This window comes from Sphingomonas sp. LHG3443-2 (assembly GCF_049896405.1).
Classification (GTDB): Bacteria; Pseudomonadota; Alphaproteobacteria; order Sphingomonadales; family Sphingomonadaceae; genus Sphingomicrobium.
Genome location: NZ_JAFCUG010000001.1, coordinates 581,786 through 599,376, shown reverse-complemented (window position 1 = coordinate 599,376; position 17,591 = coordinate 581,786). Strand labels below are relative to the sequence as shown.

The following is a 17,591-nucleotide window of genomic DNA, read 5'->3' as shown; positions in this document are numbered from 1 at the left end:
TCAGGCCTCGTTGCGCCAAGCCCAGAACAGGGTTGCGGGGGGCACGTTCACCCATTCGAAGCCGCGGTCGAGGCGGTCGAATACCGGCGCGATGAAGTCGCGCACCTTGGGGCTGAACTGATACACAAGAAACGCGCCGCCAGGCCGGATCGCGCGCGCAGTAGCGGCGCCGATCGCATCGCCGACGCCTGGCGGCAGGGTCGAGAAGGGGAGGCCCGACAGAATGTAATCGGCGTGACCGAGGCCGCGCTCTTCCAGCACCTTTTCGACGTCGGCCGCACTGGCGGTCACCGCGATCAGCCGCGGGTCGTCGATGCTCTCCTTGAGGAAAGCGGTGAATTCGGGGTTGGTGTCGATCGTCACCAGCCGCGCATCTTCCGGCAGGCGATCGAGGATGATGCGGGTGAAGGTGCCGACGCCCGGGCCATATTCGACGAACAGCTTGGTGTTCTGCCAATCGACCGGACCAAGCATCTTGTCGATCAGACGGCGGCTCGACGGAATGACGGAGCCGACCATCACCGGATTCTTGAAGAAGCCGCGCAGGAAGGCGAGCCGTTCGGAGCCACCGCGGCGGCGGCGATCATGACGGCGCCGTTCCTTGAGCGCGCGGGCGGACGTGGCTTGCATGGGGGCTCCGGCTAAAGCGTCCGCGGACGGCTGGCAATGGCCACAAGCAAATGCCTGCCGCCTTGGCAAGTTCCGCAAGCCCGCTAGGAGCGCTTCTTATGCAAGGCGCGACACCCAAGCGACAGAAGGTCGGCGGATCGGCGCTGACCAACCTTCATTTCCTGTTGCTCTATGCCGCGATGCTGGTCGCGGCGGCGGGCAATACGGCATTGCAATCGGTCATGCCGGCAATCGGCCGCGCCATCGGCATCGCCGACTTCTGGGTCGCCATCGCCTATACGTGGAGCGCGGTGCTGTGGGTGTGGCTGGCCCCGACCTGGGCGGAAAAGAGCGACACCCACGGGCGCAAGGCGCTGACGCTGCTGGGGCTCGGCGGGTTCATCGTGTCGATGACGTTGTGCGGGCTGGTGCTGATCGCGGGATTGCACGGCTGGACTGGCGCGGCCTTCACCTTCCTGCTCTTCGGGCTGTTCCGGGCCATCTACGGCGCGCTCGGCTGCGCGACGCCGAGCGCGACACAGGCCTATCTCGCGGCACGAACACGGCGCTCCGCGCGCACGGCACAGCTGTCGGCGCTGTCCTCGTCGTTCGGGCTTGGTACCATCGTCGGCCCGGCGTTGGCGCCGCTGTTCGTGCTGCCCTTCATCGGGCTGCCCGGGCCGCTGTTTGCCTTTGCCCTGATTGCCATCGCGGTGGCCGTCGCCATCTACCTCTGGCTTCCCGACGATCGCGGCCAGCGCCTGGAGGGTCGCGGCGCGGCGATGAGCTATCCGAGCCTTGCCTCCATGATCACCGGCGCCAGCGTGCGCGCGGCGACCGCGCCCAATCGCCAGAAGCGGCTGTCGTGGCGCGACGGTCGAATCAAGCAATGGATCCTTGCCGGCGTGATCGCCGGACACGCCCAGGCGGCAACGCTGACCTGCATCGGCTTCTTCATCATCGACGTGCTGGAAGTACCGGCGGCGAGCGCCGCGCAGCCGATCGCGATCGTGATGATGGCGGGCGCCGGCGGCACGCTGGCGGCGCAATGGGGGCTGATCCCCAAGCTTGGCCTGTCCCCGCGCGCGCTGATCGTCTGGGGCTCGGTGATCGCCGCGCTGGGGCTCGGCGTTACGGCGGTTGCGAGTGATCTCTACGGACTGGTCCTGGGCTTCGGCCTCACCTCGATCGGCTTCGGATTCACCCGGCCCGGCTTCACCGCGGGAGCAAGCCTTGCGGTTCCGACGTCGGAGCAAGGCGCAGTGGCGGGCGTGATCACCTCCGCGAACGGCATCAGCTATATCGCCGCGCCGGCGGCGGGCATGCTGCTATATGCGGTGAACCAGCACCTGCCTTTCTGGCTGTCCGTCGGGGTGGTGCTGGTCCTCGCCTGGTGGGGTCGTTCGCTCCGCTAGAACTCCTTGCCGCCCGGCCGCGGCGTCAGCATGCCGGGCGAAATAAAGCCGATCCCGCCGCGATCCGGACGCACCGCATCGCTCTTCAGCGTGTCCTGGATGCGCTCATATTCGGCCAGCATCTCCGGCGTTACCGACGCGCGGGTTTCGGCCAGCGCGGCTTCGAAATCGGCCATGCTGACCTCCGCATTGGCAAGGTCGCGGCGGAGCGCCGTGAGGCCGGCACGGCGGGTCAGATCCTCGAGATCGGCGCCGGTGAACCGCTCGGTTCGGCGGGCCAGCGATTCGAGGTCGACGTCGGCCGCCAGCGGCATGTTCTTGGCATGGATCGCAAGGATCCGGCGGCGACCGGCGACGTCGGGCGGACCGACATAGACCAGCTCGTCGAGCCGACCCGGCCGCAGCAGGGCGGGGTCGATCAGGTTCGGTCGGTTGGTGGCGCCGATCAGCACGACGCCTTGCAACTCCTCGAGGCCGTCCATCTCGGCGAGGATCGTGTTCACCACCCGCTCGGTCACCTGCGGCTCGCCCATGCCCCCGCCGCGTGCGGGGACCAGGCTGTCCAGTTCGTCGATGAAGATGACGGTCGGGGCGACCTGCCGGGCGCGCTGGAACAGGCGGGCGATCTGCTGCTCGCTCTCGCCATACCATTTGCTGAGGAGGTCGGACGACTTGATGGCAATGAAATTGGCCTGGCTCTCACGCGCCGCCGCTTTCGCCAGCAGGGTCTTGCCAGTGCCGGGAGGGCCATAAAGCAGGAAGCCTTTGGCCGGGCGGATGCCGAGCCGTTTGAAGGCTTCGGCATGCTTCAAGGGCAGCTCCACGCCTTCCTTGAGCTTGGCCGCCGCCTTGTCGAGCCCGCCGACATCGTCCCAGCCGACGTTCGGCACCTGCACCATCACTTCGCGCATGGCCGAGGGCTGGACGCGCTTCAGGGCATTGTCGAAATCGGTGGTGAGGACACTCAGCTTGTCGAGCACTTCGGTCGGGATGCTGTCGTCGGCGAGGTTCAGTTCGGGCATGATCCGGCGCACGGCTTCGAGCGCCGCCTCGCGGGTCAGCGCGGCAAGGTCGGCGCCGACGAACCCGTAGGTGCGGCGGGCGAGGCCATCGAGGTCGACGCCATCCTCCAGCGGCATGCCGCGGGTGTGGATGCCGAGGATCTCGCGCCGACCGGCCTCGTCGGGCACACCGACCACGATCTCGCGGTCGAAGCGGCCTGGACGACGGAGCGCTTCGTCGATCGCTTCGGGTCGGTTGGTGGCGGCGATGACGACGAGGTTCTGGCGCGGTTCGAGGCCGTCCATCAGGGTCAGCAACTGCGCGACAAGGCGCTTCTCCGCTTCGCCGGATACCTTGTCGCGCTTGGGTGCGATCGAATCGATCTCGTCAATGAAGATGATGGAAGGGGCAGCCTGGCTCGCTTCCTCGAACAGCTCGCGCAGCTTCTTTTCGGATTCACCATAGGCCGAGCCCATGATCTCGGGGCCGGCGATATGGAAGAATTGCGCGTCGCTTTCGTTGGCGACGGCACGCGCCAGCCGGGTCTTGCCGGTGCCGGGAGGGCCGTGCAGCAGAACACCCTTGGGCGGATCGACGCCCAGGCGCTGGAACAGTTCTGGGTGGCGCAGCGGCAGCTCCACCATCTCGCGCAGCGCGTCGATCGTGTCGCGCATGCCGCCAAGGTCGTCATAAGTGACGTCGGCGCGGCGCTCGCCATGCTGCTCGGTATATTCGGGCAGCAGCTCGACCACCGTGTTGCCGTCGATGTGGACGATCCCTCGCGGGGTGGTCGAAACGACGGCGAGGCGGATCTCCTGCATCGCGAACGCTGGCGCGTTCAGCAGCTGGCGGACATGATCGGGCATGTCGGCATTGACCCGCTGGTGCCCGGCAGTCGCAACCGTGTCGCCGGCGGTGAGCGGACGTCCGGCGAAGCTGCGCTTCAGCGCTTCGGAGGAGCCGTGCAGGCGGACGTTGTTCTGGGCGGGTGCGAAGACCACGCGGGTCGCCGCCTTTGCCGCGGCGCGGCGCACCTCGACGAAGTCGCCCGAACCGACGCCCGCGTTGGCGCGCTGCAGGCCATCGAGCCGGATGATGTCGAGCCCCTCGTCGTCCCCGTAAGGCCGAACCGCAATCGCCGGCGTGGCGCGTTTGCCGACGATCTCGATCACGTCTCCGTCGGTCAGCCCGAGCTGGTCCATGATCGTCTTGGGCACACGGGCGATCCCGCGTCCGCTGTCGGCGGGTGGCAGGTTGGCCACCTGCAGGCGGCGGATATCGGTTTCAACGTCGGCCATTCAGCACTCCTCAGCTCCGCCCAACGGCGAAGAGCATGCACGGTTCAATGTGGCGTTGGCGGCGCTGTTGAAAAGAGCCGAACTTATTTCAGCACGCCCGCCATCCGCCGCATCACCGCACGCGGCAGGAAGCGCGATCCTTGCGCGCCGAGCTTGTTCATCGTGCCTGGAATGACGATCGCCTTGTTGGCGGCCAGACCCTCAAGGCCCGCCGCCACCACCGGACCGGGCTGTTCGCTGAGCGTCTTGAACGTCTCTTGCAGGCTGGGCTTGAACCCCGCAACGGCAGCGAACTCGGTGTTGGTGGGGCCCGGGCAAAGCGCCGTCACGTGGACGCCGCTGTGACGCACTTCCTCGTGCAGTGCTTCGGTGAAGCTCAGCACAAACGCCTTGGTCGCGAAATAGACCGCCATGCCGGGCCCAGGCTGAAAGGCGGCGGTGGAGGCGACGTTGAGGATGCCGCCGCGGCCTCGCTCGATCATCGCGGGCAGCACGCCGCGGGCAAGCTCAGTCAGGACCCCGCAATTGAGGTCGATCATCTGCCGCAGGCGCGCCGCCTCCTGGCCTGCAACCCGCCCGCGCAGGCCGAAGCCGGCATTGTTGATCAGGCAATCGACATGCTCCCCGTGCGACGCGACGTCCTTCAACAGGCGGTCCGCAGCGCCCGCTTCTGACAGGTCAAGCGCGACCGCCCGCGCATGGCCGAGCTCGGCGGCGAGGGCCTCGATCCGCTCCTTGCGGCGAGCGACCAGCACCAGCCGGGCGCCGGTGGCCGAAAGCTGGCGGGCGAAGTGCACGCCAAGCCCGGCCGAGGCGCCGGTGATGAGAACGATGGGTGACGTCAAGGCGGCGGCTCCTCTGGTGCTCGGCGGTCGGCTGTGAGACATTGGCGTTCGCTAAACGACAAGGGGGCCCAAGTCGATGAACGCGAAGCCGATGGCGCCGACCGAAACGTCCGAGCGCCACCACATCCTCGATGCCTTGCGCGGCTGGGCGCTGGCCGGTGTGCTGATGGCCAACATGGTTATGTTCATCGGCTTCGGCCTGTCGACGCCCGAGCAACGCAGCGCGGCGCTTGGCAGTGGGCTCGACGATATCTCCGAGCTGCTGATCGAATGGCTGGTGGTGGGCAAGTTCTACTCGCTCTTCTCGCTCCTGTTCGGAATTGGCTTCGCGCTGCAGCTCCAACGGCTTCAGCAGCGCGGGGAGGGCGCGGGGCGCTACCTTCGGCGGCTCGGCGTGTTGCTGCTGTTCGGCCTGGCCCACCTTTACCTCATGTGGCTCGGCGACATCCTTGCGCTTTATGCCGTGATGGGGGCGGTGCTGCTGCTGTTCCGCGGGGCTGCGGATCGGACGCTGCTACGCTGGGCCATTTCGTTATGGCTCCTGCCGATTGGGTGGAGCGCGCTGATCCACTTCGGCGGCATCAACCTTGCCCAGCCGCTCTACGGCCTTGGCGTGCAGGGACTGGTCGCGGCGGGAATCGACCTCAATGTCGGCCCCAATGCTTACTATCGGACGACCGGCTTTGTAGCGCGGCTTGCGACGCACCCGTCCGAAGTGTGGTTCCGGCTCGGCGATCTCACCTATCAGCTTCGCCCGGCCAAGGTGCTGGGCATGTTCCTGACCGGCCTGTGGGTCGGTCGCCGCCTGCTTCCGGCAGGACTGGATGCAGCCGGGCCCTTGCTACGCCGGGTTGCGCGCTGGGGCATCGGCCTTGGATTGCCGCTCAGCCTCGCAAAGGCGCTTGCCGGCATGTTGGGCCAAGACCGGCCGGTGTGGGCGTTCGCTGAGGAAGCGCTCTATTGCCTTGGCACCCCGCTCCTCGCGCTTGGCTATGCGGCGGCGTTCGCACTTTTGTGGCGGGCCGGGCGAAGCCGCTGGGCAGGCTGGTCGGCGCCGGCCGGGCGGATGGCGCTCACTAATTATCTCGCTCAGACAGTGCTGCAGAGCCTGATCTTCTACGGCTGGGGCTTGGGGCTGGTCGGCCGCTTCGGGCTGGTGTTCGTGTTCCCGTTCACCGCCGCCATCTTCGCCTTGCAGGTGGCGTTCAGTGCCTGGTGGCTCTGCCGCTTCCGCTTCGGCCCGTGCGAATGGCTGTGGCGAAGCGCGACCTATGGCCGGGCACAACCGATGCGGCTGGCCCGGCGCGGAGGAGTGGCGGCCGCTTAGGCGACGGTCGCCTTGACGATGGTGCCGGGCGTGCGCGGCGGCTCGCCGACGGGGAGCGCATCGACATGCTCCATGCCGCTCTCGACATTGCCCCACACCGTGTACTGCTTGTCGAGGAAGCGCGCGTCGTCGAAGCAGATAAAGAACTGGCTGTTGGCGGTGTTGGGCTGGTTGGTGCGCGCCATCGAGCAGGTGCCGCGAACATGCGGCTCGGCGTTGAACTCGGCCTTGAGGTCGGGAAGCTCGCTGCCGCCCATGCCGGTGCCGGTCGGGTCGCCGCCCTGCGCCATGAAGCCGGGGATCACGCGGTGGAATTTGACGCCGTCATAGAAACCTTCGCCGGCGAGCTTGGCGATCCGTTCGACATGGCCCGGCGCGAGGTCGGGACGGAGCTTGATCACGACATCGCCGCCGCTCGAAAGGGTAAGGGTAAGGGTCTGGGGCGCGTCGGCCATGTGGATACTCTCCGGTTGAAAGGGTTGGCGCGCATTTAGGGGGTGGGGCCCGTCAGCGCCAGCCCGAGGGGTGACAAGTCGGGCCAGCCGTGACAGGAGCCTTGCCCAAGCAACATCAGGCAGGGCGGGAGGACAGCATGAGCGAGCGCGAACCGCTTGACGCCGATCTGCTGACCGTCGCTGCCGACGAGCCCGATGGCGAGGTGATGGACGCCGAGGACCGGCTCCGCCCCGACTTCGTCGAAAAGGTGCTCGACGCCGTCCACGACGGCGATGCCGAGACCGCCCGTGCGCTGGTCGAGCCGCTTCACCCCGCCGACGTCGCCGATCTCATCGAACTTGCCCGCGCCGACGAGCGGGAAGGGCTGGTCGCCGCGCTCGCCGAGCTGGTCGATGCCGAGGTGCTGGCCGAGCTGAACGAGCACGTCCGCGAAATCCTGGTCAGCGAGATGGCGCCGGAGCGGGTGGCCGAGCTCGCCGGCGAGCTCGACACCGACGATGCGGTCGCGATTATCGAGGATCTCGAGGAAGACGACCAGCGCGCCGTCCTCCGGGCGATGGAGCCCGATGACCGCGCCGCGATCGAGGAAGCGCTCACCTACGGCGAGGAGACCGCCGGGCGCCTGATGCAGCGGGACCTGATCGCGGTGCCGGAGCATTGGAACGTCGGTCAGGTGATCGACTATCTTCGCTCGGACGCGGAGCTGGCGAACGACTTCTGGGAAGTGTTCGTCGTCTCGCCCAGTCACCATCCGGTCGGCACCTGCAAGCTGTCGGTCATCCTCCGCTCGCCCCGTGCGACGAGTGTCGCCGACATCATGGCGCTGGAGCAGACGCTGATCCCGGTCGACATGGACCAGGAAGACGTGGCGCTGCGCTTCCAGAAATATGCGCTGGTGTCCGCTGCGGTGATCGATTCGAGCGGGCGACTGGTCGGCATGATCACCGTCGACGACATCGTGCACATTATCCAGGCCGAAGCGAGCGAGGACGTGCTGCTCCTCTCCGGCGCGGGCGAGGGCGACATCAACGAGCCCGTGCTCGACAGCTACAAGGCGCGGGTGCGCTGGCTGATCGCCAACCTGCTGACCGCGCTGCTCGCTTCCACCATCATCCGTGCCTTCGAAGGCTCGATCGAGCGGCTCGCGATCCTGGCCGCGCTGATGCCGATCGTCGCCGGCGTCGGTGGCAATGCGGGGACGCAGACGCTGGCGGTGACGGTTCGGGCGCTCGCCACCAATCAGCTGACCGGCTCCAACCGCTGGCGGGCGGTGGGGCGCGAGATGCGGGTGGCCCTGATGAATGGCCTGACTGTGGCGAGCCTGGTCGGGATCGCGGTGACGCTGATCCTCGGCTCGGGCCAGCTCGGCGCGGTGATCGCGGCGGCGATGCTGTTCAACGTGCTGATCGCGGGCTTCGCAGGCGTCCTGGTCCCGCTGACGCTGGAGCGGTGGGGTGCTGATCCGGCGGTGGCGAGCTCCATCTTTGTCACCATGGTGACCGACTCGATGGGTTTCCTGCTGTTCCTAGGGCTGGCGACGGCGGTTGGCCTAACCGGTTGACCTTGGCGCAAGCCATTCGATTTGCTACATAATCGCTCGTGCCGTTACACCTGACCAAGGTGGCCGTTGGCTGCCGCACCCTGGAATCGCTGGAAAAGCGTTTCGCCACCCGCGCGAGCGAGGGCGAGGTGCGGGTGGTGACCCGGATGCGGCCCAAGCGGCTGGCCGAAATCCTCGACGGCGGCGCGCTCTATTGGATCGTTCAGCACCGGCTGGTCGCCTGTTCAAGCATCTTGCGGGTCGACGAGCGGCCCGACGGGCGAATCGATTTCGTGTGCAGCGAACGGCTGCAGGCGATCCCCTCCATGCCCAAGCGCGCGCACCAGGGCTGGCGCTACCTCACGCACGAGGATGCGCCCAAACCCGGCGACAATGACGACAGCGGGATGAGCTTGTTACCGCCCTCGCTCTACGGCCGCTTGTCGGCGCTGGCGTTGCTCTAGCGGCAGCCGCTGACGGTCGCCGCGCCGGTGATCTTCTGGATGCAGGCGACCGGCCCCTGAAGAGTCACGGTGGAAGCGCCGCTGGCGGTGACGGTGACGTTGCGTCGGGCGGTTGCGCGCAGTTCGCTGCTGCCGGTGGCGACCAGCACGAGTTCCTCGGCTGCGAGCCCGGCGGCATCGAGTACGACCGAGCCTTCGCTGGAGACGTTGCCGGCCTTGACCGCACCCGCCAGCACGACGCTGCCGCTTCCCCCAGCGACGAGGTTGAGGCGGTCGGCGCGCAGGTCGGCGACCTTGAGCAGTCCGGGCCCAGCCAGCGCAAGACTGACGGAAAGACCCCGCATGCGATCGATTTGCAGTCGCCCACTGCCGATCAGGGTGGCGGCGTTCAGCTCCGGCGTGCCGATGGTGAGCCGAATGGGACTGCCTTTGCCTTCCCCATTCCAGCCGCTCCGCTGACGTACGATCAGGGTGCGGCCCTCGACCTTCAGATCTACCGTATCGAGCGATGCGACCGCCCCTTCGGCCTTGGCGGTGGGCGATTTGTTGGTCGACAGCGTGATGTCGAACGGCGCCTCCATCCGGATGCGGTCGAAACTCTGGATGGAGAAGCGGCGCTCCGCAGCATGCGACGGGGTCGCCGCAATGGCGAGCAGCAAAAGGGCGAGGAAACGGGTCATGATCCGATCCTCGCCGCTTTTGGTTAACGGACCTTCAAGGCGCCGCTCACGAACAGCGAATGTTGCCGCTGCCGTTCTTGGACGTCTGGCAGCGCGCGCCGCCAGTGACGGCAATATCGCCCGAGCCGGAAATCTTGGCCTGGGCAGTCCCCGTCGCCTGCGCCTTGATGTCGCCGCTGCCGGCGATCGAGGCCGCTGCGTCGACGGTCCTGACCCCCGACGCGTCGAGGTCGCCCGAACCAGCAATGGTATAGCTGGCGCGCTGCGCCTGGCCGGCAGCCGTGATTTCGCCCGATCCGGCAATCGACAGACCGAGTTCCTGCACCGCGACGGCCGCCAGGCGGAGATTGCCCGAGCCCGCGATCGAGCCCTTGAACTGGTGCCCGGTGACCCGATCGACATCGATGTCGCCCGAACCCCGGACCGCGGCCTGCTCAAGCGAAGGCACGGTGATGGTAAAGGTGGAGGGCTCCCTCGAGCCCCAGCTCATGCCGCCGAACCAGTTCTTTTTCTTCGGGCCGATGGTCAGCTTGCCGTCCTTGACCACGACTTCTGTCTCGTCGAGCAGCTTCTGCGGGCCGGTGGCGGAGACGGACACCGCCTTGCCGGTCGCGACCTTGACGTCGAACGGGCCTGCGACTTCAAGCCCGGTGAAAGCGCCGACGTCGTAGTTGCGGCTGACCGACGGCCCGGCCGATTCGGCGCGTCCGACCGAGCAGGCGGGCAAGGCCAGGGCCGAAAGGGCGGCGGTGGCGAGAAGAAGCTGCTGGCGCATGTGACAATCCCCTGCTGTGTTGTGCAAGCAATACACCAGCACGTCGGGCTCCGCAAGCAACAAAAAAGGCGCCGCCCGGTGGGGCAGCGCCTCTTTGTTTTTGCCTTGGAAGGAGCCGCTTATTCGGCGTCTTCCTTGGTCTTGTGATGGATCACGGCGGCTTCGTTCAGTATCTGGTGGATCTTGGCGAGCGCCGCCTTTTCGTCGGTCTGCTCCATGGCGCCGAGTTCGCGCGCCAGGCGCGAGGCGGCGGCTTCGAAGATCTGCCGTTCCGAATAGCTCTGCTCGGGCGCATCGTCCGGGCGGAACAGGTCGCGGGTCACCTCGGCGATCGACGACAGGTCGCCCGAGTTGATCTTGGCTTCATATTCCTGCGCACGGCGCGACCACATGGTGCGTTTGACCTTGGGCTTGCCCTTCAGGATTTCGAGCGCGGCGACCATGGTCTTGTCGCTCGACAGCTTGCGCATCCCGACCGAGTCCGCCTTGTTGACGGGCACGCGGAGGGTCATCTTCTCTTTTTCGAAACGAAGCACGTACAGCTGGAGGCTGGTACCGGCAATTTCGGTGCTTTGCAGTTCGACGACGCGTCCAACGCCGTGCTTGGGGTAAACCACATAATCGCCAACGTCGAAGCTAAGGGCCTTCGCTGCCATTCTTCACCTTTCCAGATACGAGATGCGTCGGCCGAACGGTGATGGCGCCCCCAAGTCGCCCCGTAGCATTGGCATCTCTGATGACGGTCTTTCAGATCGGCGACCGCCGAGAGGGTGGTTGCGAACGAGGCCGCAGCGCATTGATCATGCGTACGGCCCCGGTGTCACAAGTATATAACACAAAGTTGCCTAGATCGCCAGCCCCAGTTGCTTGGGCTGTGCACCGTTTCGTTCGACCAGGTTGGACAGGCCGAGGCCGAGCAGGCGCACGCCAAGCGGCACCGGAAGCAGTGCGTCAAGCAGGTGGTGGCCGGCAGCGGTGAAGGTCGTCGGATCGCCGACGGGATCGACGAAGGAGTGGGCGCGGCTGATCAGCCGGAAATCGGAGAACTTTACCTTCAGGGTGACGGTTCGGCCTGCCGCCTGGCTGCGCGCGATCCGCTCCCAGGCGAGGCCCGCCACCCGGTCCAGTTCGCGGTGGAGGTCTTCCGGTGTCCGGTAATCCTCGTTGAAGGTCCGCTCGGCACTGACCGATTTGGCGATCCGGCTGCTCCGCACCGGCCGCTCGTCGATTCCGCGGCAGATCCGCCAATACCATTCGCCAGAGCTTCCGAAGCGGCCGGTCAATTCCTCCAGGGTCAGCGACTGGAGGTCGGCGCCGGTGTGAATGCCGAGCTTTTCGAGCCGCTCCGCCGTCTTGGGCCCGATGCCGTGGAAGCGCCCGACCGGCAGCGACGCGATGTAGCGCTGGGCCTGTTCCGGGCGGATGACACACAGGCCATCCGGCTTGTTCTGGTCGCTGGCGAGCTTGGCGACGAACTTGCAGTAGGAGACGCCAGCCGACGCGGTGAGCCTGGTCTCGGCCTTGATCCGGGCGCGGATCGCTTCGGCGATGGCCTTTGCCGAGCCGAGATTGTGGCGATCCTCGCTGACGTCGAGATAGGCTTCGTCGAGGCTTAAGGGCTCGATGGCGTCGGTATAGTCGGCGAAGATGGCACGGATCTGGTGGCTGACCTCGCGATACGCTTCGAATCGCGGTTTCACGAACATGAGGTCGGGACAGCGCCGCTTGGCCGTCACGCTGGGCATGGCCGACCGCACCCCGAACACCCGTGCTTCGTAGCTTGCCGCCGCGACCACCCCGCGATGCCCGCCGCCGACCGCCACCGGCTTGCCCCTGAGGCTCGGATCGTCGCGCTGCTCGACGCTCGCGAAGAAGGCGTCCATGTCGATGTGGATGATCTTCCGGGCTGGCGGCGCGTTCACGCCCCGTTCCCTACCTTGGCTTGGCGGCAGAGTCATGCTTTAGGGCCCGCAAACCGCTTCACACGGGAAGATCCATGAACATCCACGAATATCAGGCCAAGGAATTGCTCGCGAAGTACGGCGTGCCGGTGCCTGCCGGACATGCCGCGATGAGCGTCGAGGAAGCGGTGGAAGCCGCCGGCAAGCTCCCCGGACCGTTGTGGGTGGTCAAGGCGCAGATCCACGCGGGTGGCCGCGGCAAGGGCAAGTTCACCGAGCTCGGCCCCGACGCCAAGGGCGGCGTCCGCCTGGCCAAGAGCATCGAGGAAGTCCGCGCCCACGCCGAAGAAATGCTCGGCAAGACGCTGGTCACGATCCAGACCGGGGACGCCGGCAAGGAAGTGCAGCGCCTGTACATCACCGACGGCGTCGACATCGCCAAGGAATTCTACCTCGCGCTGCTGGTCGACCGTGAGACCGGCCGGATCGCGGTGGTCGCCTCGACCGAAGGCGGGATGAACATCGAGGACGTCGCCCACGACTCCCCCGAGAAGATCCACACCATCACCATCGACCCCGCTACCGGCCTGATGCCGCATCACGGGCGTGCGGTCGCAGCGGCGCTCGGCCTCACCGGCGATCTCGCCAAACAGGCGACCAAGGTGCTCGCCGGCCTCTATGCCGCCTTCATCGGCAGCGATGCGGAGCAGATCGAGATCAATCCGCTCGCGATCACCGACGATGGCAAGCTGATGGTGCTCGACGCCAAGGTCGGCTTCGACGGCAATGCCATGTTCCGCCACAAGGACATTGCCGAGCTGCGTGACCTCACCGAAGAAGACCCGATGGAAGTCGAGGCGTCCAAATACGACCTCGCCTACATCAAGCTCGACGGCGACATCGGCTGCATGGTGAACGGCGCGGGCCTTGCCATGGCGACGATGGACATCATCAAGCTGAACGGCGCCTTCCCGGCCAACTTCCTCGACGTCGGCGGCGGCGCCAACAAGGAAAAGGTCACCGCGGCGTTCAAGATCATCCTCGCCGACCCGGCGGTGAAGGGCATCCTGGTCAACATCTTCGGCGGCATCATGAAGTGCGACATCATCGCCGACGGCATCGTCGCCGCCGCGCGCGAAGTCGACCTCAAGGTGCCATTGGTGGTCCGTCTCGAAGGCACCAACGTCCAGCAGGGCAAGGACATCCTCGCCAATTCGGGCCTGCCGATCGTCGCCGCCAACGATCTTGGCGATGCGGCGGCCAAGATCGTCGCGGAAGTGAGAAAGGCGGCCTGAACCACAGGCCAGCTTGGAAAGGTTCATCTCACCTGAGATCCCGGCCGCAGCCGGGATGACGGAGGAAACGGAATGAAGGTACTCGTCGCGGTCAAGCGCGTGATCGATTATAACGTGAAGCCCCGGGTGAAGATGGACGGCACCGGCGTCGATCTTGCCAACGTCAAGATGAGCATGAACCCCTTCGACGAAATCGCCGTCGAGGAGGCCATCCGCCTCAAGGACAAGGCCGGCGCGACCGAGATCGTGGTGGTGTCCGTGGGCCCGCAAAAGGCGCAGGAAACCATCCGCACCGCGCTCGCGATGGGCGCTGACCGCGGCATCCTGGTCCAGACCGACGACGAGGTCGAACCGCTCGGCGTCGCCAAGATCCTCGCCAAGATCGTCGAGGAAGAGCAGCCGCAGGTGATCCTGGTCGGCAAGCAGGCGATCGACGACGATAGCTCGCAGGTCGGCCAGATGCTCGGCGCGCTGACCGGCTACGGCCAGGGTACGTTCGCCTCGAAGGTCGAGATCAGCGGCGACACCGCCAACGTCACCCGCGAGGTCGACGGCGGTCTCGAGACGGTGGCGATCAAGCTGCCGGCGATCGTCACCACCGACCTTCGCCTCAACGATCCGCGCTATCCTTCTCTGCCCAATATCATGAAGGCAAAGTCGAAGCCGATGGCGACCAAGACGCCGGCCGACTTCGGCGTGGATGTCTCGCCGCGTCTCGAAACCCTGAAGGTCGAGGAACCTGCCAAGCGCCAGGGCGGCGCCAAGGTCGGCAGCGTCGATGAACTGGTCACCAAGCTCAAGTCCCTGGGAGTTGTCGCATGAAGATCCTCGTTCTCGGCGAGCACGCCAACGGCAAGGTCAAGGACTCGACCCTCGCCACCCTCGGCGCCGCGGCCAAGCTCGGCGGCGAAGCGCATCTGCTGCTGATCGGCTCGGACGCCGCAGCGGCGGCGGAAGACGCCAAGACCATCGCCGGCGTCGGCAAGGTTCATGTCGCGGCCGACGCTGCACTCGATCATGAATTGGCCGAAAGCGTCGCGCCGCTGGTTGCGAAGCTGATGGACAGCCACGACGTGCTGCTCGCCTCCTCGACCACCACCGGCCGCAACATCGCGCCGCGGGTCGCGGCGATGCTCGATGTCATGCAGATCAGCGACATCATCGCGGTCGAGGGTCCGGACACGTTCCAGCGCCCGATCTACGCCGGCAACGCGATCGCCACCGTACGGTCCAAGGACGCCAAGAAGGTGATCACCGTGCGCGGCACCGCCTTCACCAAGGCCGAGCGTGGCAGCGGCAATGCCGAGGTCGAGACGGTCGACGCCGGCGTGTCGAACGCGGTGTCCAGCTTCGTGTCGATGGAAGCGAGCGAGTCCGAGCGGCCGGAGCTGACCAGTGCCAAGATCATCGTCTCGGGCGGCCGTGCGCTGGGTTCGAGCGAGCAGTTCCACGCCCTGATCGACCCGCTCGCCGACAAGCTCGGCGCGGCGGTCGGCGCCAGCCGCGCGGCGGTCGACGCAGGTTATGCACCCAACGACTATCAGGTCGGCCAAACCGGCAAGATCGTCGCGCCGGAACTCTATGTCGCGGTCGGCATCTCGGGCGCGATCCAGCACCTTGCCGGCATGAAGGACAGCAAGGTCATCGTCGCCATCAACAAGGACGAGGAAGCCCCGATCTTCCAGATTGCGGACGTCGGCCTGGTCGGCGATCTGTTCAAGCTGGTGCCGGAGCTGACCGAGAAGCTCTGACGCTTGCATGACGCCGGCATTGCGATAGCCTCGCCCGTCTTCGGATTGGCGAGGTGTCTGCCCTGTGCGTCTGTTTCTCTCCCTGTGCTCTGCCGCCGCCCTGGCCTTCGCGTCCGCCGCCAGCGCCCGCGAACCGCTGGTGCTTGCCCCGGTGAAGCCGTGGAACCTCCACTATTCGGAGAATAGCTGCCAGCTGTTCCGCTCCTTCGGTGACCCGGCCAACCCGACCAACATGGTGCTCGAAAGCCTCGGCCCCGACAGCGGCATGACCATGATGGTGTTCGGCGGGGCGCTGACGTCCAAGTCGACGCAGGGCACCGGCAAGGTGAGCTTCCTCCCCGGTACCGGTCGAAGCTTCGACGGTGGCAAGATCAGCGCCACGACCAAGGGCAAGCAGACCGCCATCTACTGGAGCGGCGTCAGCCTTCTTCCGGAGAGCGAAGAGGATCCGAAGGAGGTCGTCGACCGCGCGCGTCAGAGAGCGCGGCAAATTGCCGATCGCGAGGTCGAGAAGCGCATGGCTGCAAGCGTCACGGCGGTGCAGGTGACCGAACCGCGCGAGCGGGTGGTGGTGCTTCAGACCGGGTCGCTTGGCAAGGTCATGGAGATGGTGCGCCAGTGCAATCGCGAGCAGATGGCGGGCTGGGGCCTCGATCCGGCGGTACAGGACAAGATCGTGCTCGGCGCCAAGGCCACCCGCAATCTCGCCTCGCTGTTCAGTGACAATGATTATCCCACTGAAGCGATCAGAAGCGGCGACATGTCGGTCGTAGCGGCGCGCCTGATCGTGGGAGCCGACGGCAAGGTCGCCCGCTGCACGCCGCTCACTCCGTTTTCGGGAGAGGGGTTCAAGGAAGTGGTTTGCGCGAGGCTGTCAAAGGCGGTGTTCGAACCTGCCGAACTGGCCGACGGGACCAAGGTGCCGACCTTCACGATCACGCGGATCGACTTCCGGATCCCCTAGCTTGCTCTAACGCCACTCCGCCTCTTCCACCCCCGCTAGCGAATCCGGATCGATGCGGCGGCGGATCAGCGCCCAGCGGTCGACATCGACCAGCACCTCGGCTGCCAGCGGACGGCTGTTGTAACCGCTGGAGAGCGTCGCGCCATAGGCACCTGCGGTGCGGAAGACGATGAGGTCGCCCGCTTCCACGCGGTCCATCTCGCGGCCCATAGTGAAGGTGTCGCCAGTCTCGCATACCGGTCCGACCACGTTGACCGTCTGCTGCACGCCTGACGGCCGCACCGCTTCGATCCGGTGATAGGCGTCATAGAGGGCGGGGCGCATGAGGTCGTTCATGCCCGCGTCGACGATCAGCCACGGCGCGCGAACGCCGGGCTTCACCCGTACCACGCGGGTCAGCAGCACGCCGGCGTTGCCGACGATGAGGCGCCCGGGCTCGAACAGCAGGCGCGTGTTCCAGTCGGCCGTGACGCGCTTGACCATCGCCCCATAGGCTTCGGGAGAAGGCGGCTCGGGCTGTCCGGGTCCGTGCGGCACGCCAAGCCCGCCGCCAAGATCGGCAATGCGGATATCGCGGCCATCCTCGCGCAGGGCAGCGATCAGCTCGCCGAGGCGCCGGAACGCCTGCTCCAGCGGCTCAAGGCTGGTGAGCTGGCTGCCGATGTGCACCGTGACCCCGTGAACCGCGAGGCCGGGCAGACCCGCCGCTTCCCGCGTGAAGCCGAGCGCGTCGGCCGCCGCGATCCCGAACTTGTTGTCGGCGGTGCCAGTGGTGATCTTGGCGTGGGTGCCCGCGCTGACGTCGGGGTTGATGCGGAAGCCCATCGGCGCCTTGCGGCCCTGCGCGTCGGCCACCGCCGACAGGGTGCGCGCTTCCTCCATGCTCTCGACATTGAATTGCAGCAGCCCGCCCGCCAGCGCCTCGGCCATCTCCTCGGCAGTCTTGCCGACGCCCGAGAAGACGATCTTGTCCGCCGCGATCCCGGCAGCGCGGGCGCGGCGATATTCGCCGATGGAGACGACGTCGGCACCGAGGCCAGCGCAGCCTAGCCGGGCGAGGACATGCGCGTTGGGGTTGGCCTTGACCGCATAAGCTACCAGCGGCTCGCCAACGCCAGCGCCTGCCACCGCGGCCTGCATCACTTCGGCGTGGCGTTCCATCGTCGCGGCCGAATAAACGTAGGTCGGGGTGCCGACGGCTGCCGCAATGGCTTCCAGCGGCACGCCTTCGCAATGCAGCGCACCGTCCTGAAGGTGGAAATGGTCCAT

At 66.6% G+C, this 17,591-nt stretch carries 17 protein-coding genes; 8 read left to right on the top strand and 9 right to left on the bottom strand.

What is annotated here, in order from left to right; translation table 11 throughout:
- Complete coding sequence (locus tag ACP69Z_RS02945; protein ID WP_426266057.1) at window positions 1-630, bottom strand: class I SAM-dependent methyltransferase; 630 nt, start codon at window positions 628-630, stop codon at window positions 1-3.
- Between the two features lie 98 nt (window positions 631-728).
- Between ACP69Z_RS02945 and ACP69Z_RS02940 the strand changes: the two genes are divergently transcribed.
- The gene (locus tag ACP69Z_RS02940; protein WP_426266056.1) at window positions 729-2,024 is read left to right on the top strand and encodes an MFS transporter; all 1,296 of its coding nucleotides are present in this window, start codon (window positions 729-731) and stop codon (window positions 2,022-2,024) included.
- Here the strand turns inward: ACP69Z_RS02940 and ACP69Z_RS02935 are convergent.
- Both ACP69Z_RS02935 and ACP69Z_RS02930 read right to left on the bottom strand, forming a co-directional pair.
- Window positions 2,021-4,324 carry a CDC48 family AAA ATPase gene (locus tag ACP69Z_RS02935; protein ID WP_426266055.1) on the bottom strand — a complete coding sequence of 768 codons (2,304 nt, stop codon included), beginning with the start codon at window positions 4,322-4,324 and terminating at the stop codon, window positions 2,021-2,023. The genes ACP69Z_RS02940 and ACP69Z_RS02935 overlap by 4 nt on opposite strands.
- A gap of 83 nt (window positions 4,325-4,407) precedes the next feature.
- Window positions 4,408-5,169, bottom strand: coding sequence for an SDR family NAD(P)-dependent oxidoreductase (locus tag ACP69Z_RS02930; RefSeq protein WP_426266054.1), 762 nt, complete (start codon window positions 5,167-5,169; stop codon window positions 4,408-4,410).
- A gap of 76 nt (window positions 5,170-5,245) precedes the next feature.
- Here ACP69Z_RS02930 and ACP69Z_RS02925 point away from each other — a divergent pair, with 76 nt between their 5' ends.
- Entirely contained in the window at window positions 5,246-6,496 is a 1,251-nt protein-coding gene (locus ACP69Z_RS02925) for a DUF418 domain-containing protein (protein WP_426266053.1), read from the top strand.
- On the opposite strand, the gene ACP69Z_RS02920 is transcribed toward ACP69Z_RS02925, so the two are convergent.
- Window positions 6,493-6,951 carry a peptidylprolyl isomerase gene (locus tag ACP69Z_RS02920; RefSeq protein ID WP_426266052.1) on the bottom strand — a complete coding sequence of 153 codons (459 nt, stop codon included), beginning with the start codon at window positions 6,949-6,951 and terminating at the stop codon, window positions 6,493-6,495. The genes ACP69Z_RS02925 and ACP69Z_RS02920 overlap by 4 nt on opposite strands.
- Before the next feature lie 137 nt (window positions 6,952-7,088).
- Between ACP69Z_RS02920 and mgtE the strand changes: the two genes are divergently transcribed.
- Complete coding sequence (mgtE, locus tag ACP69Z_RS02915; protein ID WP_426266051.1) at window positions 7,089-8,513, top strand: magnesium transporter; 1,425 nt, start codon at window positions 7,089-7,091, stop codon at window positions 8,511-8,513.
- A 38-nt stretch (window positions 8,514-8,551) separates the two neighbouring features.
- Window positions 8,552-8,956, top strand: coding sequence for a DUF1489 family protein (locus ACP69Z_RS02910; RefSeq protein ID WP_426266050.1), 405 nt, complete (start codon window positions 8,552-8,554; stop codon window positions 8,954-8,956).
- Here the strand turns inward: ACP69Z_RS02910 and ACP69Z_RS02905 are convergent.
- The 4 genes from ACP69Z_RS02905 to dinB all read right to left on the bottom strand — a co-directional run bounded on the left by ACP69Z_RS02905 (window position 8,953) and on the right by dinB (window position 12,369).
- A complete protein-coding gene (locus ACP69Z_RS02905) occupies window positions 8,953-9,636 on the bottom strand; it encodes a GIN domain-containing protein (protein ID WP_426266049.1) in 684 nt (227 codons plus the stop codon). The two genes, ACP69Z_RS02910 and ACP69Z_RS02905, sit on opposite strands and share 4 nt — an antisense overlap.
- A 46-nt stretch (window positions 9,637-9,682) precedes the next feature.
- Complete coding sequence (locus ACP69Z_RS02900; RefSeq protein WP_426266048.1) at window positions 9,683-10,411, bottom strand: head GIN domain-containing protein; 729 nt, start codon at window positions 10,409-10,411, stop codon at window positions 9,683-9,685.
- Window positions 10,412-10,530: 119 nt separating this feature from the next.
- A complete protein-coding gene (locus ACP69Z_RS02895) occupies window positions 10,531-11,067 on the bottom strand; it encodes a CarD family transcriptional regulator (protein ID WP_426266047.1) in 537 nt (178 codons plus the stop codon).
- Window positions 11,068-11,256: 189 nt separating this feature from the next.
- Window positions 11,257-12,369 (bottom strand): DNA polymerase IV, encoded by a 1,113-nt coding sequence (gene dinB, locus ACP69Z_RS02890; protein ID WP_426266046.1) that lies wholly within the window; start codon window positions 12,367-12,369, stop codon window positions 11,257-11,259.
- Between the two features lie 38 nt (window positions 12,370-12,407).
- On the opposite strand from dinB, the gene sucC reads away from it, so the two are divergent.
- The 4 genes from sucC (at window position 12,408) to ACP69Z_RS02870 (ending at window position 16,322) form a co-directional block, all read left to right on the top strand.
- Window positions 12,408-13,607 carry an ADP-forming succinate--CoA ligase subunit beta gene (sucC, locus tag ACP69Z_RS02885; RefSeq protein WP_426266045.1) on the top strand — a complete coding sequence of 400 codons (1,200 nt, stop codon included), beginning with the start codon at window positions 12,408-12,410 and terminating at the stop codon, window positions 13,605-13,607.
- Between the two features lie 72 nt (window positions 13,608-13,679).
- A complete protein-coding gene (locus ACP69Z_RS02880; protein WP_426266044.1) occupies window positions 13,680-14,429 on the top strand; it encodes an electron transfer flavoprotein subunit beta/FixA family protein in 750 nt (249 codons plus the stop codon).
- A complete protein-coding gene (locus ACP69Z_RS02875) occupies window positions 14,426-15,358 on the top strand; it encodes an electron transfer flavoprotein subunit alpha/FixB family protein (protein WP_426266043.1) in 933 nt (310 codons plus the stop codon). The genes ACP69Z_RS02880 and ACP69Z_RS02875 overlap by 4 nt, the downstream gene beginning before the upstream one ends.
- 64 nt (window positions 15,359-15,422) lie before the next feature.
- Window positions 15,423-16,322, top strand: coding sequence for a hypothetical protein (locus tag ACP69Z_RS02870; protein WP_426266042.1), 900 nt, complete (start codon window positions 15,423-15,425; stop codon window positions 16,320-16,322).
- Between the two features lie 6 nt (window positions 16,323-16,328).
- Here the strand turns inward: ACP69Z_RS02870 and lysA are convergent, their stop codons facing one another.
- Complete coding sequence (lysA, locus tag ACP69Z_RS02865; protein ID WP_426266041.1) at window positions 16,329-17,591, bottom strand: diaminopimelate decarboxylase; 1,263 nt, start codon at window positions 17,589-17,591, stop codon at window positions 16,329-16,331.

Coding starts and splice junctions, on each gene's coding strand:
- lysA (WP_426266041.1), bottom strand. CDS start 17,591: ATGGACCATTTCCACCTTCAGGACGGTGCGCTGCATTGCGAAGGCGTG.
- ACP69Z_RS02900 (WP_426266048.1), bottom strand. CDS start 10,411: ATGCGCCAGCAGCTTCTTCTCGCCACCGCCGCCCTTTCGGCCCTGGCC.
- ACP69Z_RS02905 (WP_426266049.1), bottom strand. CDS start 9,636: ATGACCCGTTTCCTCGCCCTTTTGCTGCTCGCCATTGCGGCGACCCCG.
- ACP69Z_RS02940 (WP_426266056.1), top strand. CDS start 729: ATGCAAGGCGCGACACCCAAGCGACAGAAGGTCGGCGGATCGGCGCTG.
- ACP69Z_RS02935 (WP_426266055.1), bottom strand. CDS start 4,324: ATGGCCGACGTTGAAACCGATATCCGCCGCCTGCAGGTGGCCAACCTG.
- ACP69Z_RS02895 (WP_426266047.1), bottom strand. CDS start 11,067: ATGGCAGCGAAGGCCCTTAGCTTCGACGTTGGCGATTATGTGGTTTAC.
- ACP69Z_RS02880 (WP_426266044.1), top strand. CDS start 13,680: ATGAAGGTACTCGTCGCGGTCAAGCGCGTGATCGATTATAACGTGAAG.
- sucC (WP_426266045.1), top strand. CDS start 12,408: ATGAACATCCACGAATATCAGGCCAAGGAATTGCTCGCGAAGTACGGC.
- dinB (WP_426266046.1), bottom strand. CDS start 12,369: ATGACTCTGCCGCCAAGCCAAGGTAGGGAACGGGGCGTGAACGCGCCG.
- ACP69Z_RS02945 (WP_426266057.1), bottom strand. CDS start 630: ATGCAAGCCACGTCCGCCCGCGCGCTCAAGGAACGGCGCCGTCATGAT.
- ACP69Z_RS02920 (WP_426266052.1), bottom strand. CDS start 6,951: ATGGCCGACGCGCCCCAGACCCTTACCCTTACCCTTTCGAGCGGCGGC.
- ACP69Z_RS02875 (WP_426266043.1), top strand. CDS start 14,426: ATGAAGATCCTCGTTCTCGGCGAGCACGCCAACGGCAAGGTCAAGGAC.
- mgtE (WP_426266051.1), top strand. CDS start 7,089: ATGAGCGAGCGCGAACCGCTTGACGCCGATCTGCTGACCGTCGCTGCC.
- ACP69Z_RS02925 (WP_426266053.1), top strand. CDS start 5,246: ATGAACGCGAAGCCGATGGCGCCGACCGAAACGTCCGAGCGCCACCAC.